Source organism: Novosphingobium sp. B 225 (assembly GCF_002198665.1).
Lineage (GTDB): Bacteria > Pseudomonadota > Alphaproteobacteria > Sphingomonadales > Sphingomonadaceae > Novosphingobium.
This window is the reverse complement of the sequence record NZ_MWLM01000065.1, coordinates 18,288-33,137: the sequence shown is the minus strand read 5'-3', so window position 1 is coordinate 33,137 and position 14,850 is coordinate 18,288. Positions and strand designations below refer to the sequence as shown.

Below are 14,850 nucleotides of genomic sequence, written 5' to 3'. Positions count from 1 at the left end.
AAGCGAGGCAAGACCATGTTGGATCCGCTGTTCGATTTTACCGGCAAGGTGGTGCTGGTTACCGGCGGCAGTCGCGGACTGGGCTATCAGATGGTCAAGGCCTTTGCGACGCGCGGGGCAGATGTGATCATTGCCAGCCGCAAGCTGGAAAACTGCGAAAAGGTGGCGCAGGAATGCCGCGACCTGGGCCGCCGAGCCATGGCCTTTTCGTTCCACGCCGGGCGCTGGGACGATTGTGATGCGCTGATCGAGGCCGCCTATGCCGAGTTTGGCCGGGTCGACATCCTGGTCAACAATGCTGGCATGTCGCCCGCCTGTCCTAGCCATGAATTGGCCGAAAACCTGTTCGATTCGGTGCTCAACCTGAACTTCAAGGGCCCGTTCCGGCTGGCCAGCCAGATCGCCCACCGGATGAGCCAGGGCGATGGCGGCTGCATTATCAATATCAGTTCGTCGGGTTCGCTGATGGCGCTGCCGATGGTGGTGCCCTATGGCGCGGCCAAGGCGGCGCTCAACGCGATGTCTGTTTCGCTGGCGCGCGAATATGCGCCCTTGGTGCGGGTCAACACACTGGTGCCCGGTCCGTTCCTGACCGACATCGCCGAAGCCTGGACTTCTGACCGCCGCAAGAGCCAGCCGGTCGCGCTGGGCCGCCCAGGCCGTCCCGAGGAAATCGTGACCGCCGCGCTGATGCTGGCCAGTCCAGCCAGTTCCTATACCACTGGTGCGCTGCTGCAGGTTGACGGGGGTCCGCGTTAGGGCAATCCGGCGCGGCCCACATCGACCTGCGTCACCAGGACCTTCCCCTTGGGCGCTTTGGCCGCTTCACCCGCGTCCGAACTCGGCGCAACCAGCATGAACAGATGTTTGCCTTCTGGCCCGCCAAGCATGCAGGCATAGCAAGGCAAGCCGCCGGTCTCGATCACTTCAAGCACCGCGCCGCCCGCGCCAATCCGGCGGCATTCGGGGGCGAGCGGGTTGGCGATCCACACGGCGCCTGCGCTGTCCTGTGCGATGCCATCGGGAATGGCCGGCCAGGTCGGCGCCCATTCGCGGCGGTTTGAGAGGGTGCCGTCTGCCCCGATATCGAGTGCGGTCAGCCGCCCGGCCAAAGTCTCACCCACGATCAGCGTCTGGCCATCGGGCGTAATCACCATGCCGTTGGGAAAGCTGAACCGCTGCCCCGGCGCAGCATCGCTGACCGTGCCGTCCGGACGGACCAGGGCCAGCAAAGTGGTAGGGTGATCGGCCAGCACGCTTTCCGCGCCGCGAGCGTGGATCTCACTATCAAGGTCGAACCCGAAATTGCCAACATAGGCTCGGCCCTGACCGTCCACGACCAGATCGTTGCACAGGAATTCCGAGTGATCCGCCAGATCTGCGTGACACACAAACCGCCCGTCCGGCCAGCGTCGCCACACTTGGCACAGCTCCATCCGCACCACCAGCAGCGAGCCATCGGGCATCCAACCAAGTCCGGATGGACGGCCTTCCAGTTCCAGCTCGGTGCGCAGATCTCCTGCCAGATCCACCGAGCAGACCCGCTGCGCATAAAAGTCTGAAAACCACAGCCGTCCATTGCGCCAGCGCGGCCCCTCGCCAAAGAAAATACTTCCGACGAGGGTGCGGATCTGACGGTTCATGGTTTCATTTTCAGTTCAATGCCCAGACGGATCATTGAATTCATCCGGGAGCCAGGCGTTAACGATCCCGCCATCGATCGGGATGGTCGTGCCGACTACGTAATCGCCCGCCCGGCTGGCGAGATAGATCGCGCCGCCAGCAATATCCTCGGCCACCCCGACCCGCTTGAAAGGGATACCCCTTGCGCTGCCTTCGGGGTTCTTGGCCGCTGCCTTGTTCATCTCGCTGGGGTAGGCCCCCGGCGCGATGCAACTGACAACAATATTGTCCTTGATCAGCCGTGCAGCCATTCGCTTGGTCAAGTGAATCACCGCCGCCTTGCTGGCCTGATAGGAGTAGGTTTCCCAAGGGTTAGGTCGCAGCCCGTCGATCGAGGCAATGTTGATCACTTTGGCCGGACGATCGAAACTGGCTGCTGCAGTCAACAGCGGGTGCAGCTTCTGGGTCAAGAAGAACAGTGACTTGACGTTGAGGTCCATCACCTTGTCCCAACCCACTTCCGGGAACTGCTCATAGTCTGCGCCCCACGCCGCCCCGGCATTATTGACCAGAATGTCGAGCCGGCTTTCGCGGGCCGACAGTTCTGTGACCAACCGCATCAAGTCATCCATCTGGCTTAGGTCGCCAGGCAGACCGACCACCTTACCCGGGTACTGGGCTTCGAATTCGGCGAGGGTTTCCGCGATCTGCTCACGCTTCCGGGCGGTAATGTAAACGCGTTCACACCCGGCGGCGAGATAGCCTTCGAGCAACATCTTGCCGATCCCGCGCGACCCGCCGGTGATCAGGGCGATTTTGCCTTCAAGGCTGAACAGTTTGGTGAAATCCATTTTGCTTCTCCTTAAGGGCAAGGTCACGCCTGAGCCTGTCGAAAGCCCAAGCGCAACGCTTGCTCAATACCCGCTCAGCCGCGCTACGCGGTCGGCGTGATAGTACTGGTCGCCCATGAATTCCGCCAAGGCACGGTCGCGTTTCATGTAAAGGCCGATGTCGTATTCGTCGGTCATGCCGATCCCGCCATGCATTTGCACGCCTTCCTTGACCGCGAGACTGGCGGCTTTGCCAGCCTTGGCCTTGGCGACCGAGACCATCAGGTCAGCGCGTACGCTGCCGCCATCGAGCAGTTGCTGTGCCTTGATCGTTGCGGCGCGGGCGATTTCCACTTCGGAATAGAGGTGCGCAGCGCGGTGCTGGAGCGACTGGAATTCGCCGATCAGCCGCCCGAACTGCTTGCGCTGCTTGAGGTAAGTGGTGGTCATATCAAACGCCCCCGCGGCCACCCCGACGCTTTCCGCCGCCGCGCCAACCCGGCCCGCCTGCAGCATCCGGTTCAGCACTTCGCGCCCGCCATCGACTTCACCGATCACCGCATCGGCATCAAGCGTGACATTGTCGAGCTTCACATGCGTTGCCATCGACGAATCGACCAGCCGGACCTTGTCTTGGCTCAGCCCGGCAACGTCCTTGGGCACGGCGAACAGGGTGATCCCGGCATCGTCATCGTCCAAACCGGCAGTGCGCGCGGCGACCACCAGCATGTCGGCGCTGCCGCCGTGGAGCACGAAAGCCTTTGCACCATTGAGCTTGAAGCCGTTTCCGGCACGTTCGGCGCGAGTCTTGATCCGTTCGGGGCGATGCTTGGGGCCTTCATCAACGGCGACTGCAAACACCGAATCGCCCGTCAACAGCCCAGGCAACCAACGCCCGCGCAAATCTGCACTGGCGCTGCCCAAGGCAGTTGCCGCCATGACCGAGCTGGTCAGAAACGGCGACGGGGTCAGATTGCGGCCGATCTCTTCAAGCACGATCCCGGCTTCGACATGGCCCATGCCCAGACCGCCATCGGCTTCGCCTACCAGGATCCCGGTAAAGCCGAGTTCGGCGAACTGCTTCCACAAGCCGTGGCCGAAGCCGTCCTTGCAATTGGTGTCGCGCCAGTGGCGCAGCTGCTTGGCGATGGCGCCTTCCTCGCCCATGAACTGGCGCGCGGTATCGGCGAGCATCGCCTGATCTTCGGTGTGATAAAGCGGCATCGATCAGGCTCCCGGCAGGTCGAGAATGCGTTTGGAAATGACGTTGAGCATCACCTCGCTGGTGCCGCCCTCGATCGAATTGGCCTTGGTGCGCAGCCATGTGCGGGCTCGCGCGCCGCCATCGCTAGCTTCGCTTTCCCATTCCAGACTGGCACTGCCTCCGCCCGCCATTAGCAGCTCGTAACGCCGCTTGTTGAGCTCAGTCCCGGCGTATTTCATCATGTTGGGCTGGGCAGGGTGCGCCTTGCCGACCTTGATCTCGTCGAGGAATTTTTCGCCCATCGCGCTGAAGGCCAGCGCATCGACGTCGAACTGCGCCAGGTCGGCGCGCAAAAGCGGGTCTTCCAGGCCTGCACGATTCAGCACGGCACCAATGGTGTTGAGCCGGTCGTTCCCGCCCGCACCCGAAATCATCTCGCGCTCATGCCCCAAAAGGTACTTGGCCACGTCCCAGCCGCAGTTGAGTTCGCCGACGATCTGGTCCTTGGGCACCACGACATTATCGAAGAAAGTTTCGCAGAACGGCGAGCTGCCGCTGATCAGCAGGATCGGCTTGGTCGAGACCCCCGGCGTGGTCATGTCGAACAGCAGGAACGAAATCCCCTGATACTTGTTGCCCTTGTCAGTCCGGACCAGACAAAAGATCCAGTCAGCCTTGTTGGCGTAGCTGGTCCAGATTTTCTGACCATTGACCACCCAGTGATCGCCCTTGTCTTCGCCAAAGGTCTGCAGTGAAACAAGGTCCGAGCCCGAACCCGGTTCGGAATAACCCTGGCACCAGCGGATTTCACCGCGGGCGATCTGGCCGAGGTAATGGACCTTCTGTTCCTCGGTCCCGAACTTGAGCAGCGCCGGGCCGAGCATCCAGATCCCGAAGCTGGACAACGGCGCGCGCGCATTGATGCGGTGCATTTCCTCGCGCCAGACCTTGGCCTGCGCTGCGTTCATGCCCGCGCCGCCATAGGCTTTGGGCCAGTCGGGCACGGTGTAGCCCTTAGCAGCGCAACGTTCCAGCCATTGCTTTTGTGCTTCGTTCTTGAACTTGAAGTTGCGGCCGCCCCAGCAGGCGTCATCCTCTTCCCGCGCGGGTTCACGCATTTCTGGGGGGCAGTTTTCTTCCAGCCAGGCGCGGATTTCCGCGCGGAAGGCATCAAGGTCGGACATGGGCAAGCGCTCCTCTCTTAATCGGGAGGTTAAAGTGAGTCGGGCCGCACAAGCAAGCGCGGATTTCCGCAATTTCGGCCAGTGACGCTTGCCGTAGCGTCAAGCGCAGGAGCGTTGACCAAGGGCCATTCGCGCCTAAGCTGGTGGCAAATCGAAACGGAGAGGTCATCATGCGATTCACGGGCAAATGCGTTGTCATCACTGGTGCGGCATCAGGCATCGGGCGGGCTGCAACCCTGCTGTTTGCCCGCGAAGGGGCGACGGTGTTCGCCGCCGATCTGGATCTGGAGGGAGCCAAGGCGGTATCGCTGCTGGCCGAAAACATCGTCCCCGTAGCCTGCGACGTATGCGATCCGGCCCAGATCAAGGCACTGATGGATCAAGCTGCGACACAGTGCGGCGGGATCGACGCGGTGTTCAACAACGCAGGAGCGGGGGGCGCGCGAGAACCTATTGATGAGATCGAGCCCGGAGGCTGGGACTTCACCTTCAACCTGCTGATGCGCTCGGTCGCGATGGGCATCCGGTATGCCGCGCCGCACATGAAGCACCGCAAAGGCGCGGCGATCGTCAACACGTCAAGCGTTGCCGCCGTGGGCCCGGGTTATAGCCCTACGGCCTATGCCGTGGCCAAGGCCGGGGTGCTGCACCTGACCAAGTGCGCCGCCACCGACCTGGCACAGTACGGCATCCGCGTGAACGCGGTGCAGCCCGGCTTCATCAACACCAACATCTTCACTGCCAGCATGGAAATGCCAGCCGAACTGGTCGATCAGGCCAAGGCCGTGATCCTGCAGATGTCGAGCCAGGCCCAGCCGGTTTCCCGCCCAGGCCAGCCCGATGATATCGCCAATGCGGTGGCCTTTCTTTGCAGTGACGCCGCCAGCTTCGTTACCGGCACTTCGCTGATCGTCGATGGTGGGATCACCGTCGGTCCGCGCCACAGCTGGGACCCCGAAGCGCCGGGGCTATTCGACGCTTTGCAAGCCATGGCGGAGGCGGCTGGCGCGGGTCAGCCTTGATGCAACCCGAAAAAGGCCCGCTCACCACCCGCCTCGCTTTTTTCCATGGGCTCGGCTCGATTGCCTATGGGATCAAGGACAACGGGTTCGCGACATTCCTGATGCTTTACTACAATCAAGTGCTGGGGATGGATTCGCGCCTGGTTGGGCTTGCCCTGCTGATTGCGTTGGTGATTGATGGATTGATCGATCCAGTGATCGGCTACATGTCTGACCGGACCTATACTGCCTGGGGGCGGCGCCTGCCCTGGCTCTATCTCGCGCCGGTTCCGCTGGGCTTGGCCTGGGCGCTGATCTGGTCGCAGACCGAAGCTCCGGACTTTTGGGCACTGGTCGGCATGGCTGTGCTGGTGCGGGCGCTGGTTTCGTGCTGCGAACTGCCATCGGTTGCGCTCGTGCCCGAGCTGACCCAGGACTACGATGAACGTTCCACCCTGATGCGCTATCGCTTTCTGTTCGGCTGGACCGGCGGGCTGCTGGTAGCGATGATGGCCTATACGGTATTCTTGGCCAAGCACGAGGACGGCACCGGCGGCATGTTGAGCGCCCAAGGTTACCAGAATTACGGGTTGTTCGGTGCCGTTTTGATGACTTTGGCGGTGCTGGTTTCAGCGTGGGGGCAACACCGCCGGGTAGCGGTCTACCCCGACCGGCCCAAGAGTCGCTTTGGCTTGGCCACCGCATTTTCCGAGCTGGCGCAGTGCTTTTCCAATCGCGCCTTCCTGGTCTTGCTGGGCGGCGGGGCGCTGGCCTATATCAGCCAAGGCATCACTTTTTCGATCAGCAACTACCTTTACCTGTTCATCTGGCGTTTTTCAGGTGGTGACCTGATTGCTTATCCAATCGTACTGTTCCTCAGCGTGCTCGCCTGCTTTGTGCTGTTGCCCACTTGGCACAGACGTTGGGGCAAGCGTGACACTGCCACCGCCACCGCAGTGCTAGGCATGGTATTCTGGGTGATCCCGTTTCTCGCTCGTGCGGCAGGGCTTTGGCCTACCGAAGGTACGCCAGCATCAACCATTCCGGTGTTCGGCTTCTTCTTTGTCTGCAACATCTTTTCGGTCGCAGCGATGATCTCGGTCTATTCAATGATGTCTGACGTGGTTGAAGCATCGGAGGAAGTGACCGGACGAAGAGATGAAGGAGCGTTCTTTTCCGGCAATCTGTTTGTCCAGAAATGCGGCACCGGGCTGGGTATTTTCGTGACCGGTTACATCCTGTCGATGGTCGGCATGCCGGACAAGGCGGTCCCCGGTGAAGTGCCGATTGCGGTAATAGACCGCCTCTCCCTGACCTACATCTCGTTGGTCGTAGTGTTGGCCGTGTTGATGGCGCTGGTGATCCGCCGCTTCCCGATTACCCGCGCCGACCACGAAGCACGGCTGGCGGCGCTGGCCGCGGCGCGGCTTAACCCCGATGCCGAAGGGATGCACCCTTAATCGATCACTTAAACACCTTGGCGCGGCGCTTCGCCTCTGGCAGTGATGCGCGCGAGATTCGACAGCATAAGGAGGACTGACCCATGGATTTCGATCTGACTGAACGGCAAGGCTATTGGCGCGACCGCGTGCGCCAGTTCATCGAAAACCACGTCCGCCCCCGCGTTGGCGACTACAAGAAGGAGGACGCACAGGGCGATCGCTGGAAAGTCCTGCAGGTGGTCGAAGAGGAAAAGGCTCGCGCCAAGGCGCAGGGGATCTGGAACCTGTTCATGCCGCCGCAGTCAGGTCGCGCCCATGTGGATGATACCTTCGAATTCGAAGGCCCGGGCCTGACCAACCTCGAATATGCCCTCTGCGCCGAGGAAATGGGCCGCGTCGGCTTTGCCAGCGAAGTGTTTAACTGCTCCGCCCCTGACACAGGCAACATGGAAGTGCTGCACCGCTATGGTACGCGCGAACAAAAGGACCGCTGGCTGAAGCCGCTGATGAACGGCGAAATCCGGTCCGCATTCCTGATGACCGAACCGCAGGTCGCTTCGTCTGACGCGACCAACATCGAATGCTCGATCCGCCGCGAAGGTGATGAATACGTGCTCAACGGCACCAAGTGGTGGTCGTCGGGCGCGGGCGATCCGCGCTGCAAGATCGCGATCGTAATGGGCAAGACCGATTTCGAAGCGAAGAAGCACGCCCAGCAATCGATGGTGCTGATGGAACTCGATGCCCCTGGCGTCGAAATCCTCCGCCACCTGCCGGTGTTCGGCTATGACGATGCGCCGCACGGACACATGGAAATCCGGCTCAACAATGTTCGCATCCCTGCCAGCAATATGCTGCTGGGCGAAGGCCGCGGATTCGAGATTGCACAAGGCCGCCTCGGGCCGGGTCGAATTCACCACTGCATGCGCACTATCGGCGTGGCTGAAGAGGCGCTGGAACGCATGGTCCGCCGTTTGTCGGGCCGCGTTGCCTTCGGCAAGCCGATCTCCAGTCACTCGATCTGGGAACAACGTATCGCCGAAGCCCGGATCGAGATCGAATGCTCGCGGCTGCTTTGCCTTAAGGCGGCGGATATGATGGACAAGGTCGGCAACAAGGCCGCCCAGGCCGAAATCGCGATGATCAAAGTCAAGGCGCCGAACATGGCACTCAAGATCATCGACGATGCGATCCAGGCCCACGGCGGCGGCGGCGTTTCGGAAGACTTCGGTCTTGCAAAAATGTACGCCGGTCAGCGTACGCTGCGCATCGCCGACGGTCCGGATGAAGTTCACAACCGTTCGATCGCACGACTGGAATTCGGCAAATACGCCCCGCAGGGCGACCGTGGAATTAGCTCGGGCGATCTTGGGGTTACCCGCTAGCGAAGCAACGCGGTCCTTGCTCTCCCCTCCCGCTCAGCGGGAGGGGCCGGGGAAGGGACTGTTACGGGAGGGGCGATAACACACCCTCCCCTAACCCTCCCGCCAGCGGGAGGGGAATCCGGAGAGAATGACATGAAAGCCGCCGTCCTCGTCGCCCCGAACCAGCCGCTCGAGATCGAACAGCTGCAGATCAGCAAGCCCGGTCCGCATGAAGTGCTGATCCGCACCGCCGCCTGCGGCCTGTGCCATTCGGACCTGCACTTTATCGAAGGCACCTATCCCCATGCCCTACCGGCCGTGCCCGGCCACGAGGCGGCCGGGATCGTGGAGGCGGTGGGCAGCGAAGTGCGCACGGTGAAGGTGGGCGATGCGGTGGTGACGTGTCTGTCGGCCTTCTGCGGCCACTGCGAATTCTGCGTCACGGGCCGGATGGCGCTGTGCCTTGGGGCCGATACCCGCCGCGCGCCCGGCAGTGAATCGCGTCTGTCGCGCGGCGATGGCAGTCCGGTCGCGCAGATGCTCAACCTGTCGGCCTTTGCCGAAATGATGCTGATCCACGAACATGCCTGCACCCGGATCGATCCCGAAATGCCGCTTGACCGCGCATCGGTGATCGGTTGCGCGGTGACCACTGGCGCGGGGACAATCTTCAACGCCTGCAAAGTAACGCCTGGTGAAACCGTAGCCGTGGTCGGCTGCGGTGGGGTTGGCCTGGCCGCAATCAACGCCGCCAAGATTGCCGGAGCGGGCAAGATCATCGCAGCCGATCCGATGCCGGAAAAGCGCGAACTGGCGATGAAGCTGGGCGCAACCCACACGGTTGATGCCCTGGCCGATGATGCCGCCGCTCAAATCCTTGAAATGACCAAGGGCGGGGTCGATCACGCGGTTGAGGCTGTCGGCCGTCCTGCTTCGGGCGAACTAGCAGTCAAGTCGCTGCGCCGCGGCGGCACCGCGACGATCCTGGGGATGATGCCGTTAAACCACTCGGTTGGGCTCAGCGCGATGGACCTGCTTTCGGGCAAAAAGCTGCAAGGCGCGATCATGGGGATGAACCACTTCCCGGTCGACATGCCGCGACTGGTCGATTTCTACATGCGCGGGCTGCTCGACCTCGACACGATCATTGCCGAGCGGATCCCGCTGGAAAAGATCAACGAAGGGTTTGAAACGATGAAGAGCGGCGCATCGGCGCGCAGCGTCATCGTGTTCGATCAGTAAGCGAGAGAGCCCATGACGGAAGCGATCAATGCAGACGAAGCCTTTGTCGGCACGGTTGAACCCGAAGGTGCAGACAAGCTCGACGAAGTCAGGCTGACGGAATGGATGCAGGCCAACGTCGCGGGCTTTGAAGGCCCGCTGCACATGACCAAGTTCAAGGGCGGGCAATCGAACCCGACCTACAAGGTCGAAGCAAAAAGCGGCAATTACGTGTTGCGCCGCAAGCCGTTCGGCCCGCTTCTGCCTAGCGCCCATGCCGTGGATCGCGAATACAAGGTCCAGAACGCGCTCAACCGTGCAGGCTTCCCGGCGGCAAAGCAATTCGGCCTGTGCACCGACGACAGCGTGGTCGGGTCGTGGTTCTACATCATGGACATGGTCGATGGAAAAACGATCTGGGACGGCGCCATGCCCGGCGCGGCCCCGGAATGCCGCCGGCAAACCTACTTGGCCATGATCGATACTCTGGCCCATCTACACAGCGTTGACGTTGATGCCGTCGGCCTGACGGACTTCGGCAAGCCGGGCAACTACTTCGGCCGGCAGGTTGATCGCTGGACCAAACAATACAAGCTCTCCGAAACCGAACACATGCCCGCAATGGAACGGCTGATCGAATGGCTGCCGACTACGCTGCCCGAACAGACTCGGACCAGCGTAGTGCATGGCGACTATCGGATCGACAACATGATTTGGGCCAAGGACCAGCCCGAAGTACTGGCTGTGCTTGACTGGGAACTGTCCACACTGGGCGATCCCCTCGGGGATTTCTCCTATGTTTGCATGGCCTATGTCACTGACAACGGCGGACGCAGTGGGGTACAGGACCTTGATCGCAAGGCGCTGGGTATTCCCGAACTTGAAGAAGTGGTCGAACGCTATTGCCAAGCCACCGGGCGAGATTCTCTGCCCGACATGAACTGGCTCTTCGCTTACAACTTCTTCCGTCTGGCAGGCATCCTGCAAGGGATCAAGAAGCGGGTGATTGATGGTACCGCCAGTTCGGCCCATGCCAAGGCCCAGTCCGACCGGGTCCAGCCGCTGGTTGACCGGGCTTGGGAGTTTGCAGTGAAGGCGGGAGCGGCCTGAACAAGGACGCCACTAGCAATAGCTCAGAATTGCCTGCTCCAGCTCAGCGCCATCCCCCGATCATGGGGCAGGCTGGCATAGTGCCCTGGGTCCTTGCGCCAGAACAGACTGGCCGTAGCGCCGCCGCCTAGCAGTGCGCCGCGCCACGCCAGTTCGACATCCAGCTCGCGCCCCTTGGGGCTCAGCGACAGCTGACGCAGGCCCATGCCGGGGGCGAGGTTGGCATAGGAGTAATCGACCGGCAGGTTCAGGTTCAGCGCACCGCGCTCCACCCGTAACGGCTGGGCCAGCCGCAGCGACAGCGCATCATCCGGCTGGAACAAGCCAGAGCGGCTGAGATCGAGCGCCCAGGCCGAGGTCAGCAAGTGCGATCCCGCCGCTACCGTGCCGCGCTGCTTTGCCCAGGTCATGCCCCCGCGCCACGCCGCCGATAGCCGCCAATGTGCTCCGGGCTGCCAGCCGAGCGCCGCATCTGCAAACACACTGTCCGCCCCGCCCCGCCCCAGCGCACCATGCAGCCGCGCGCCCAGGATCGAACCACTTTCGCCCAGCCAGCTGGCCCCCAGGGCTGCATCCATCGCGCCAAACCGGCGATCGAGCGCGACGCCCATGCGGTTGGCGGGGACATTGGCCAGCCGTGTGGTCGCGCTTTGCGCCAGTTGAGCGGTGGCGGCGGCGACAGCCTTAATGTTCTCACTGCTCAGGGTCAGCCCCCAAGGGCCGAACTGTTGGCGAAGCGCCAGACCAATCTGCCCGCTTTCGCCAAAGCCCAAGCTGTCCTGAGGCCCTTGAGCGATCACGAAGGCAGGCTGCTGACGTCCTTGCAGCTGCGCGACCAGCCCGTCCGCGCCCTGGCGGAACACGAAGCCAAGTTGCCGCCCCGGCGCGATCCGTGCCACCACCCGCGCCGCGAGCACGCGTGCCTGATCGGCATCGTGTGCGGTCAGATGTAGCGCGCCTTGCCACGGCAGCCGGCTGGTCCGCCCGCTGGCATCGACCGAAAAGGCCAGGCTGAGTTGGCCCTGGCCCATTGTCAGGCTGCGGCGATCGGCCCTCAGTGCGCTTTCCAGTCTGGGCGCGATTCCGGCCGAGCGCAGCCCCTGCGCGACATCGTACTGATAAGCGCGGCCATAGGCGTCTAGCACAATCGCATTGACCGCACCTGCCTGCCCGGCCGCATCGCCCATCGGCGCGGAAGTGACCAGCGTGGTATCGCTGCCCGGCAGCACCTGTGCGCTTCCCGCCAGGCTGGTGACGCCCTGCGCAGAAAAGGCCGCGGCGATGTCCATGATCCCCCGGCCGAAGGTGCTGTCAGTCCCGGTCGCGCCCGCGTCTTTCGCGGTCTTGAGCAGAATATCGACCACTTGCGCCCCGGTCAGGTTGGGAAAGGCCTGCCGCAGCAGCGCCGCCGCCCCGGCGATCTGAGGCGCGGAAAAACTTGTGCCCGAAAACACGAAGACCGAGCGGGTGCCGTCGGCATTATCGATCACTTTCATCACGCCGTTTTCATAGACGCAGCAGACCCGTTCCCCCCGCGCTGACAGGAACCATTGCTGCCCCGTCCCGGCCTTGTTGCTGAAGGCAGAGAAATTGCCGTCCTTGTCGACCGACCCGGCGATAATCACCGCACCGCCGCCCACCGCCTGAAGTCCGCTGGCAAAGGGATCGGGGTTGGCGGGATCGACATCGGGATCAGTCGAATCCCCGTCATTCCCGGCCGAAACCACCACGACTACCCCCGCCGATGTAGCGCGCGACACGGCGCTGCGCAGCGCCGCATTGGGAGCCGATCCGCCAAGCGAGAGGTTGATCACCTTGGCTCCGGCCGCCACCGCACCATCGATGCCCTTGGTGATGTCAGAATCCAGAAAATCGCAGCCGCTGTCCTTGACGTTGGGATCATAGGTGGCGCAGCTGCCCGGCTTGTCGGCGCGAAACATGGCGATGGTCGCATTGAACGCGATCCCGACCACCCCGGTATTATCGCGCGCGGCGGCGGCGACCAACGCGACATTTGTGCCGTGATCATCCTCGGCCTGCACCCCCCGGCTGCCCGCGACATCGGCGGACTGGCTGGCGATGCGGCCGGTGAATTCGTGGCTGGTGGTGTCGATCCCGGTATCAACGATCCCGATCGTCACTCCTTGCCCGCTGTATCCGGCGGCCCAGGCGCTGATCGCTCCGTGCTGCACCGCGCCGTTGGAGCGGTTGTACTCGCTGGTTTGGAACGAAGCGATCGGGGTAGGAGTGACGGTTGGTGTCGGCGTAGGCGCGGGGGTTGGCGTGGGTGTTGGAGTCGGCGCCGGAGTGGGGGTCGAGGCGACTGAGCCACCGCCACCGCCGCCACATCCCGCGACCAGCGCCAACGAACCCAACGCTGCGCACAGGTTCCAACGTGCCTGCAAATAGAATGGTTTAGCCATCGGACACGACCCCTCAGCCGATCAAGCCATGCATAGTGCCAGCAAAAGTGTGAACCTTGAATTTATTTGATGAAAGCAGGTCTGCGCTTGCTCCCTTTGCGGCAGGGCGATAGGCGCAAGCCCAATAGAGCCCGTGACCCAGAGGATTTCCGCCATGTCCGCCAATCTTGCCGCTGCCATTGAACAGGCCTGGGAAGGCCGCGACACCGTTACCCCCGCCAGCGCTGATGTTCGCGAAGTGGTCGAAGCCGCGCTCGCCATGCTCGACAATGGCCAGGCCCGCGTGGCCGAGCCCGACGGACAGGGCGGCTGGCAGGTCAACCAGTGGCTCAAGAAGGCCGTGCTGCTGAGCTTCCGGCTGAACGACAACGCCGTGGTCCCGAACGGCGCCGCCGGCGCGCCGGCATTCGACAAGGTGCCGAGCAAGTTCGAAGGCTGGGGCGAAAACCGTTTTCGCGAAGCCGGCTTCCGGATCGTGCCGGGCGCGGTGGTGCGGCGCGGATCGCACATCGGCAAGGGCGTGGTGGTGATGCCCAGCTTCGTCAACATCGGCGCTTTCGTGGGCGATGGCACCATGGTCGATACCTGGGCCACGGTCGGTTCCTGCGCGCAGATCGGCAAGAACGTGCACCTGTCCGGCGGGGTCGGGATTGGCGGCGTGCTTGAACCGCTGCAGGCCGGGCCGGTGGTGATCGAGGACAACTGCTTCATCGGCGCGCGCAGTGAAGTGGTGGAAGGCGTGCGGGTCTGTGAAGGCGCGGTGCTGTCGATGGGCGTGTTCATCGGCGCATCGACCAAGATCGTCGATCGCCAGACCGGCGAGGTCCACATTGGCCGTGTCCCGCCCTACAGCGTGGTCGTACCGGGATCGATGCCGGGCAAGCCCTTGCCCGATGGCAGCCCTGGCCCGTCGCTGTACTGCGCAGTGATCGTCAAGACAGTCGATGCGCAGACCCGGTCCAAGACCGCGATCAACGAACTGCTGCGCGACTAGGCCTGGCTGCGCTTCGTGGACAGCCACCTCCTCACGCAGTTTGCCATCTCAACCATGATGGTGGTGCTTTGCGTGGCAATCCACGGCGCAGGCCTGTTCGGACTCAACCGCGCGCTGCGGAGCGAGCTGGCGCTTGAACGGATCAAGCACATTCGCCCGCTCAGCCCGCGCGGCGCGCTGTTCACGCTGGGAATTGTGCTGGCTACCTTTGCGCTGCACGGGCTGGAAATCTGGGCCTTCGCAGCGGTCTATCTGGCCACCGGGGCGATCCACGGGCTGGAAGACGCGCTGTATTTCTCGACTATCAGCTATTCCACCGTGGGTTATAACGATACCCATATCGCTGCCGAATGGCGGCTGCTGGGCGCGTTCGAAAGCATCATGGGGGTGTTCCTGCTTGGCTGGTCAACCGCGTTCTTCTTTCGCATGATCGGGCGGATCGACCCGCATTAGG

13 protein-coding genes are annotated in these 14,850 nt (G+C 62.7%); 8 read left to right on the top strand and 5 right to left on the bottom strand.

What is annotated here, in order from left to right; translation table 11 throughout:
* The first annotated feature begins 15 nt into the window (after positions 1-15).
* Entirely contained in the window at positions 16-759 is a 744-nt protein-coding gene (locus MNBBLIKP_RS14430) for an SDR family NAD(P)-dependent oxidoreductase (RefSeq protein WP_088310968.1), read from the top strand.
* Here the strand turns inward: MNBBLIKP_RS14430 and MNBBLIKP_RS14425 are convergent.
* From MNBBLIKP_RS14425 to MNBBLIKP_RS14410, 4 genes are all read right to left on the bottom strand, one after another.
* Positions 756-1,643, bottom strand: coding sequence for an SMP-30/gluconolactonase/LRE family protein (locus tag MNBBLIKP_RS14425; protein ID WP_088310967.1), 888 nt, complete (start codon positions 1,641-1,643; stop codon positions 756-758). The genes MNBBLIKP_RS14430 and MNBBLIKP_RS14425 overlap by 4 nt on opposite strands.
* 15 nt (positions 1,644-1,658) lie before the next feature.
* Positions 1,659-2,474, bottom strand: a complete 816-nt coding sequence (locus MNBBLIKP_RS14420) for an SDR family NAD(P)-dependent oxidoreductase (protein ID WP_088310966.1) — start codon at positions 2,472-2,474, stop codon at positions 1,659-1,661.
* A gap of 63 nt (positions 2,475-2,537) precedes the next feature.
* A complete protein-coding gene (locus MNBBLIKP_RS14415) occupies positions 2,538-3,677 on the bottom strand; it encodes an acyl-CoA dehydrogenase family protein (protein ID WP_088310965.1) in 1,140 nt (379 codons plus the stop codon).
* Between the two features lie 3 nt (positions 3,678-3,680).
* Complete coding sequence (locus tag MNBBLIKP_RS14410) at positions 3,681-4,841, bottom strand: acyl-CoA dehydrogenase family protein (RefSeq protein ID WP_088310964.1); 1,161 nt, start codon at positions 4,839-4,841, stop codon at positions 3,681-3,683.
* Positions 4,842-5,011: 170 nt separating this feature from the next.
* Here MNBBLIKP_RS14410 and MNBBLIKP_RS14405 point away from each other — a divergent pair, with 170 nt between their 5' ends.
* From MNBBLIKP_RS14405 to MNBBLIKP_RS14385, 5 genes are all read left to right on the top strand, one after another.
* Positions 5,012-5,863, top strand: a complete 852-nt coding sequence (locus MNBBLIKP_RS14405) for an SDR family NAD(P)-dependent oxidoreductase (protein ID WP_088310963.1) — start codon at positions 5,012-5,014, stop codon at positions 5,861-5,863.
* On the top strand, positions 5,863-7,302 hold the full coding sequence (locus MNBBLIKP_RS14400) for an MFS transporter (protein WP_088310962.1): 1,440 nt from the start codon (positions 5,863-5,865) through the stop codon (positions 7,300-7,302). Before MNBBLIKP_RS14405 ends, MNBBLIKP_RS14400 begins: the two co-directional genes overlap by 1 nt.
* Before the next feature lie 83 nt (positions 7,303-7,385).
* Positions 7,386-8,669: an acyl-CoA dehydrogenase family protein gene (locus MNBBLIKP_RS14395; protein WP_088310961.1), complete on the top strand. Its 1,284-nt coding sequence runs from the start codon at positions 7,386-7,388 to the stop codon at positions 8,667-8,669.
* A 132-nt stretch (positions 8,670-8,801) separates the two neighbouring features.
* A complete protein-coding gene (locus tag MNBBLIKP_RS14390; RefSeq protein ID WP_088310960.1) occupies positions 8,802-9,890 on the top strand; it encodes a Zn-dependent alcohol dehydrogenase in 1,089 nt (362 codons plus the stop codon).
* Between the two features lie 12 nt (positions 9,891-9,902).
* The gene (locus MNBBLIKP_RS14385) at positions 9,903-10,979 is read left to right on the top strand and encodes a phosphotransferase family protein (RefSeq protein ID WP_088310959.1); all 1,077 of its coding nucleotides are present in this window, start codon (positions 9,903-9,905) and stop codon (positions 10,977-10,979) included.
* 23 nt (positions 10,980-11,002) lie between these two features.
* Here the strand turns inward: MNBBLIKP_RS14385 and MNBBLIKP_RS14380 are convergent, their stop codons facing one another.
* The gene (locus tag MNBBLIKP_RS14380; protein ID WP_140420615.1) at positions 11,003-13,402 is read right to left on the bottom strand and encodes a S8 family peptidase; all 2,400 of its coding nucleotides are present in this window, start codon (positions 13,400-13,402) and stop codon (positions 11,003-11,005) included.
* Positions 13,403-13,556: 154 nt separating this feature from the next.
* On the opposite strand from MNBBLIKP_RS14380, the gene dapD reads away from it, so the two are divergent.
* Together dapD and MNBBLIKP_RS14370 are read left to right on the top strand one after the other, a co-directional pair.
* Positions 13,557-14,396 (top strand): 2,3,4,5-tetrahydropyridine-2,6-dicarboxylate N-succinyltransferase, encoded by an 840-nt coding sequence (gene dapD / locus MNBBLIKP_RS14375; protein WP_088310957.1) that lies wholly within the window; start codon positions 13,557-13,559, stop codon positions 14,394-14,396.
* Between the two features lie 54 nt (positions 14,397-14,450).
* Positions 14,451-14,849, top strand: coding sequence for an ion channel (locus MNBBLIKP_RS14370; protein WP_088310956.1), 399 nt, complete (start codon positions 14,451-14,453; stop codon positions 14,847-14,849).
* Position 14,850 lies beyond the last annotated feature (1 nt).

Excerpts from the sequence above, each read along its gene's own strand:
- MNBBLIKP_RS14430 (WP_088310968.1), top strand. The coding sequence starts at position 16 with ATGTTGGATCCGCTGTTCGATTTTACCGGCAAGGTGGTGCTGGTTACC.
- MNBBLIKP_RS14425 (WP_088310967.1), bottom strand. The coding sequence starts at position 1,643 with ATGAACCGTCAGATCCGCACCCTCGTCGGAAGTATTTTCTTTGGCGAG.
- MNBBLIKP_RS14420 (WP_088310966.1), bottom strand. The coding sequence starts at position 2,474 with ATGGATTTCACCAAACTGTTCAGCCTTGAAGGCAAAATCGCCCTGATC.
- MNBBLIKP_RS14415 (WP_088310965.1), bottom strand. The coding sequence starts at position 3,677 with ATGCCGCTTTATCACACCGAAGATCAGGCGATGCTCGCCGATACCGCG.
- MNBBLIKP_RS14410 (WP_088310964.1), bottom strand. The coding sequence starts at position 4,841 with ATGTCCGACCTTGATGCCTTCCGCGCGGAAATCCGCGCCTGGCTGGAA.
- MNBBLIKP_RS14405 (WP_088310963.1), top strand. The coding sequence starts at position 5,012 with ATGCGATTCACGGGCAAATGCGTTGTCATCACTGGTGCGGCATCAGGC.
- MNBBLIKP_RS14400 (WP_088310962.1), top strand. The coding sequence starts at position 5,863 with ATGCAACCCGAAAAAGGCCCGCTCACCACCCGCCTCGCTTTTTTCCAT.
- MNBBLIKP_RS14395 (WP_088310961.1), top strand. The coding sequence starts at position 7,386 with ATGGATTTCGATCTGACTGAACGGCAAGGCTATTGGCGCGACCGCGTG.
- MNBBLIKP_RS14390 (WP_088310960.1), top strand. The coding sequence starts at position 8,802 with ATGAAAGCCGCCGTCCTCGTCGCCCCGAACCAGCCGCTCGAGATCGAA.
- MNBBLIKP_RS14385 (WP_088310959.1), top strand. The coding sequence starts at position 9,903 with ATGACGGAAGCGATCAATGCAGACGAAGCCTTTGTCGGCACGGTTGAA.
- MNBBLIKP_RS14380 (WP_140420615.1), bottom strand. The coding sequence starts at position 13,402 with ATGGCTAAACCATTCTATTTGCAGGCACGTTGGAACCTGTGCGCAGCG.
- dapD (WP_088310957.1), top strand. The coding sequence starts at position 13,557 with ATGTCCGCCAATCTTGCCGCTGCCATTGAACAGGCCTGGGAAGGCCGC.
- MNBBLIKP_RS14370 (WP_088310956.1), top strand. The coding sequence starts at position 14,451 with ATGATGGTGGTGCTTTGCGTGGCAATCCACGGCGCAGGCCTGTTCGGA.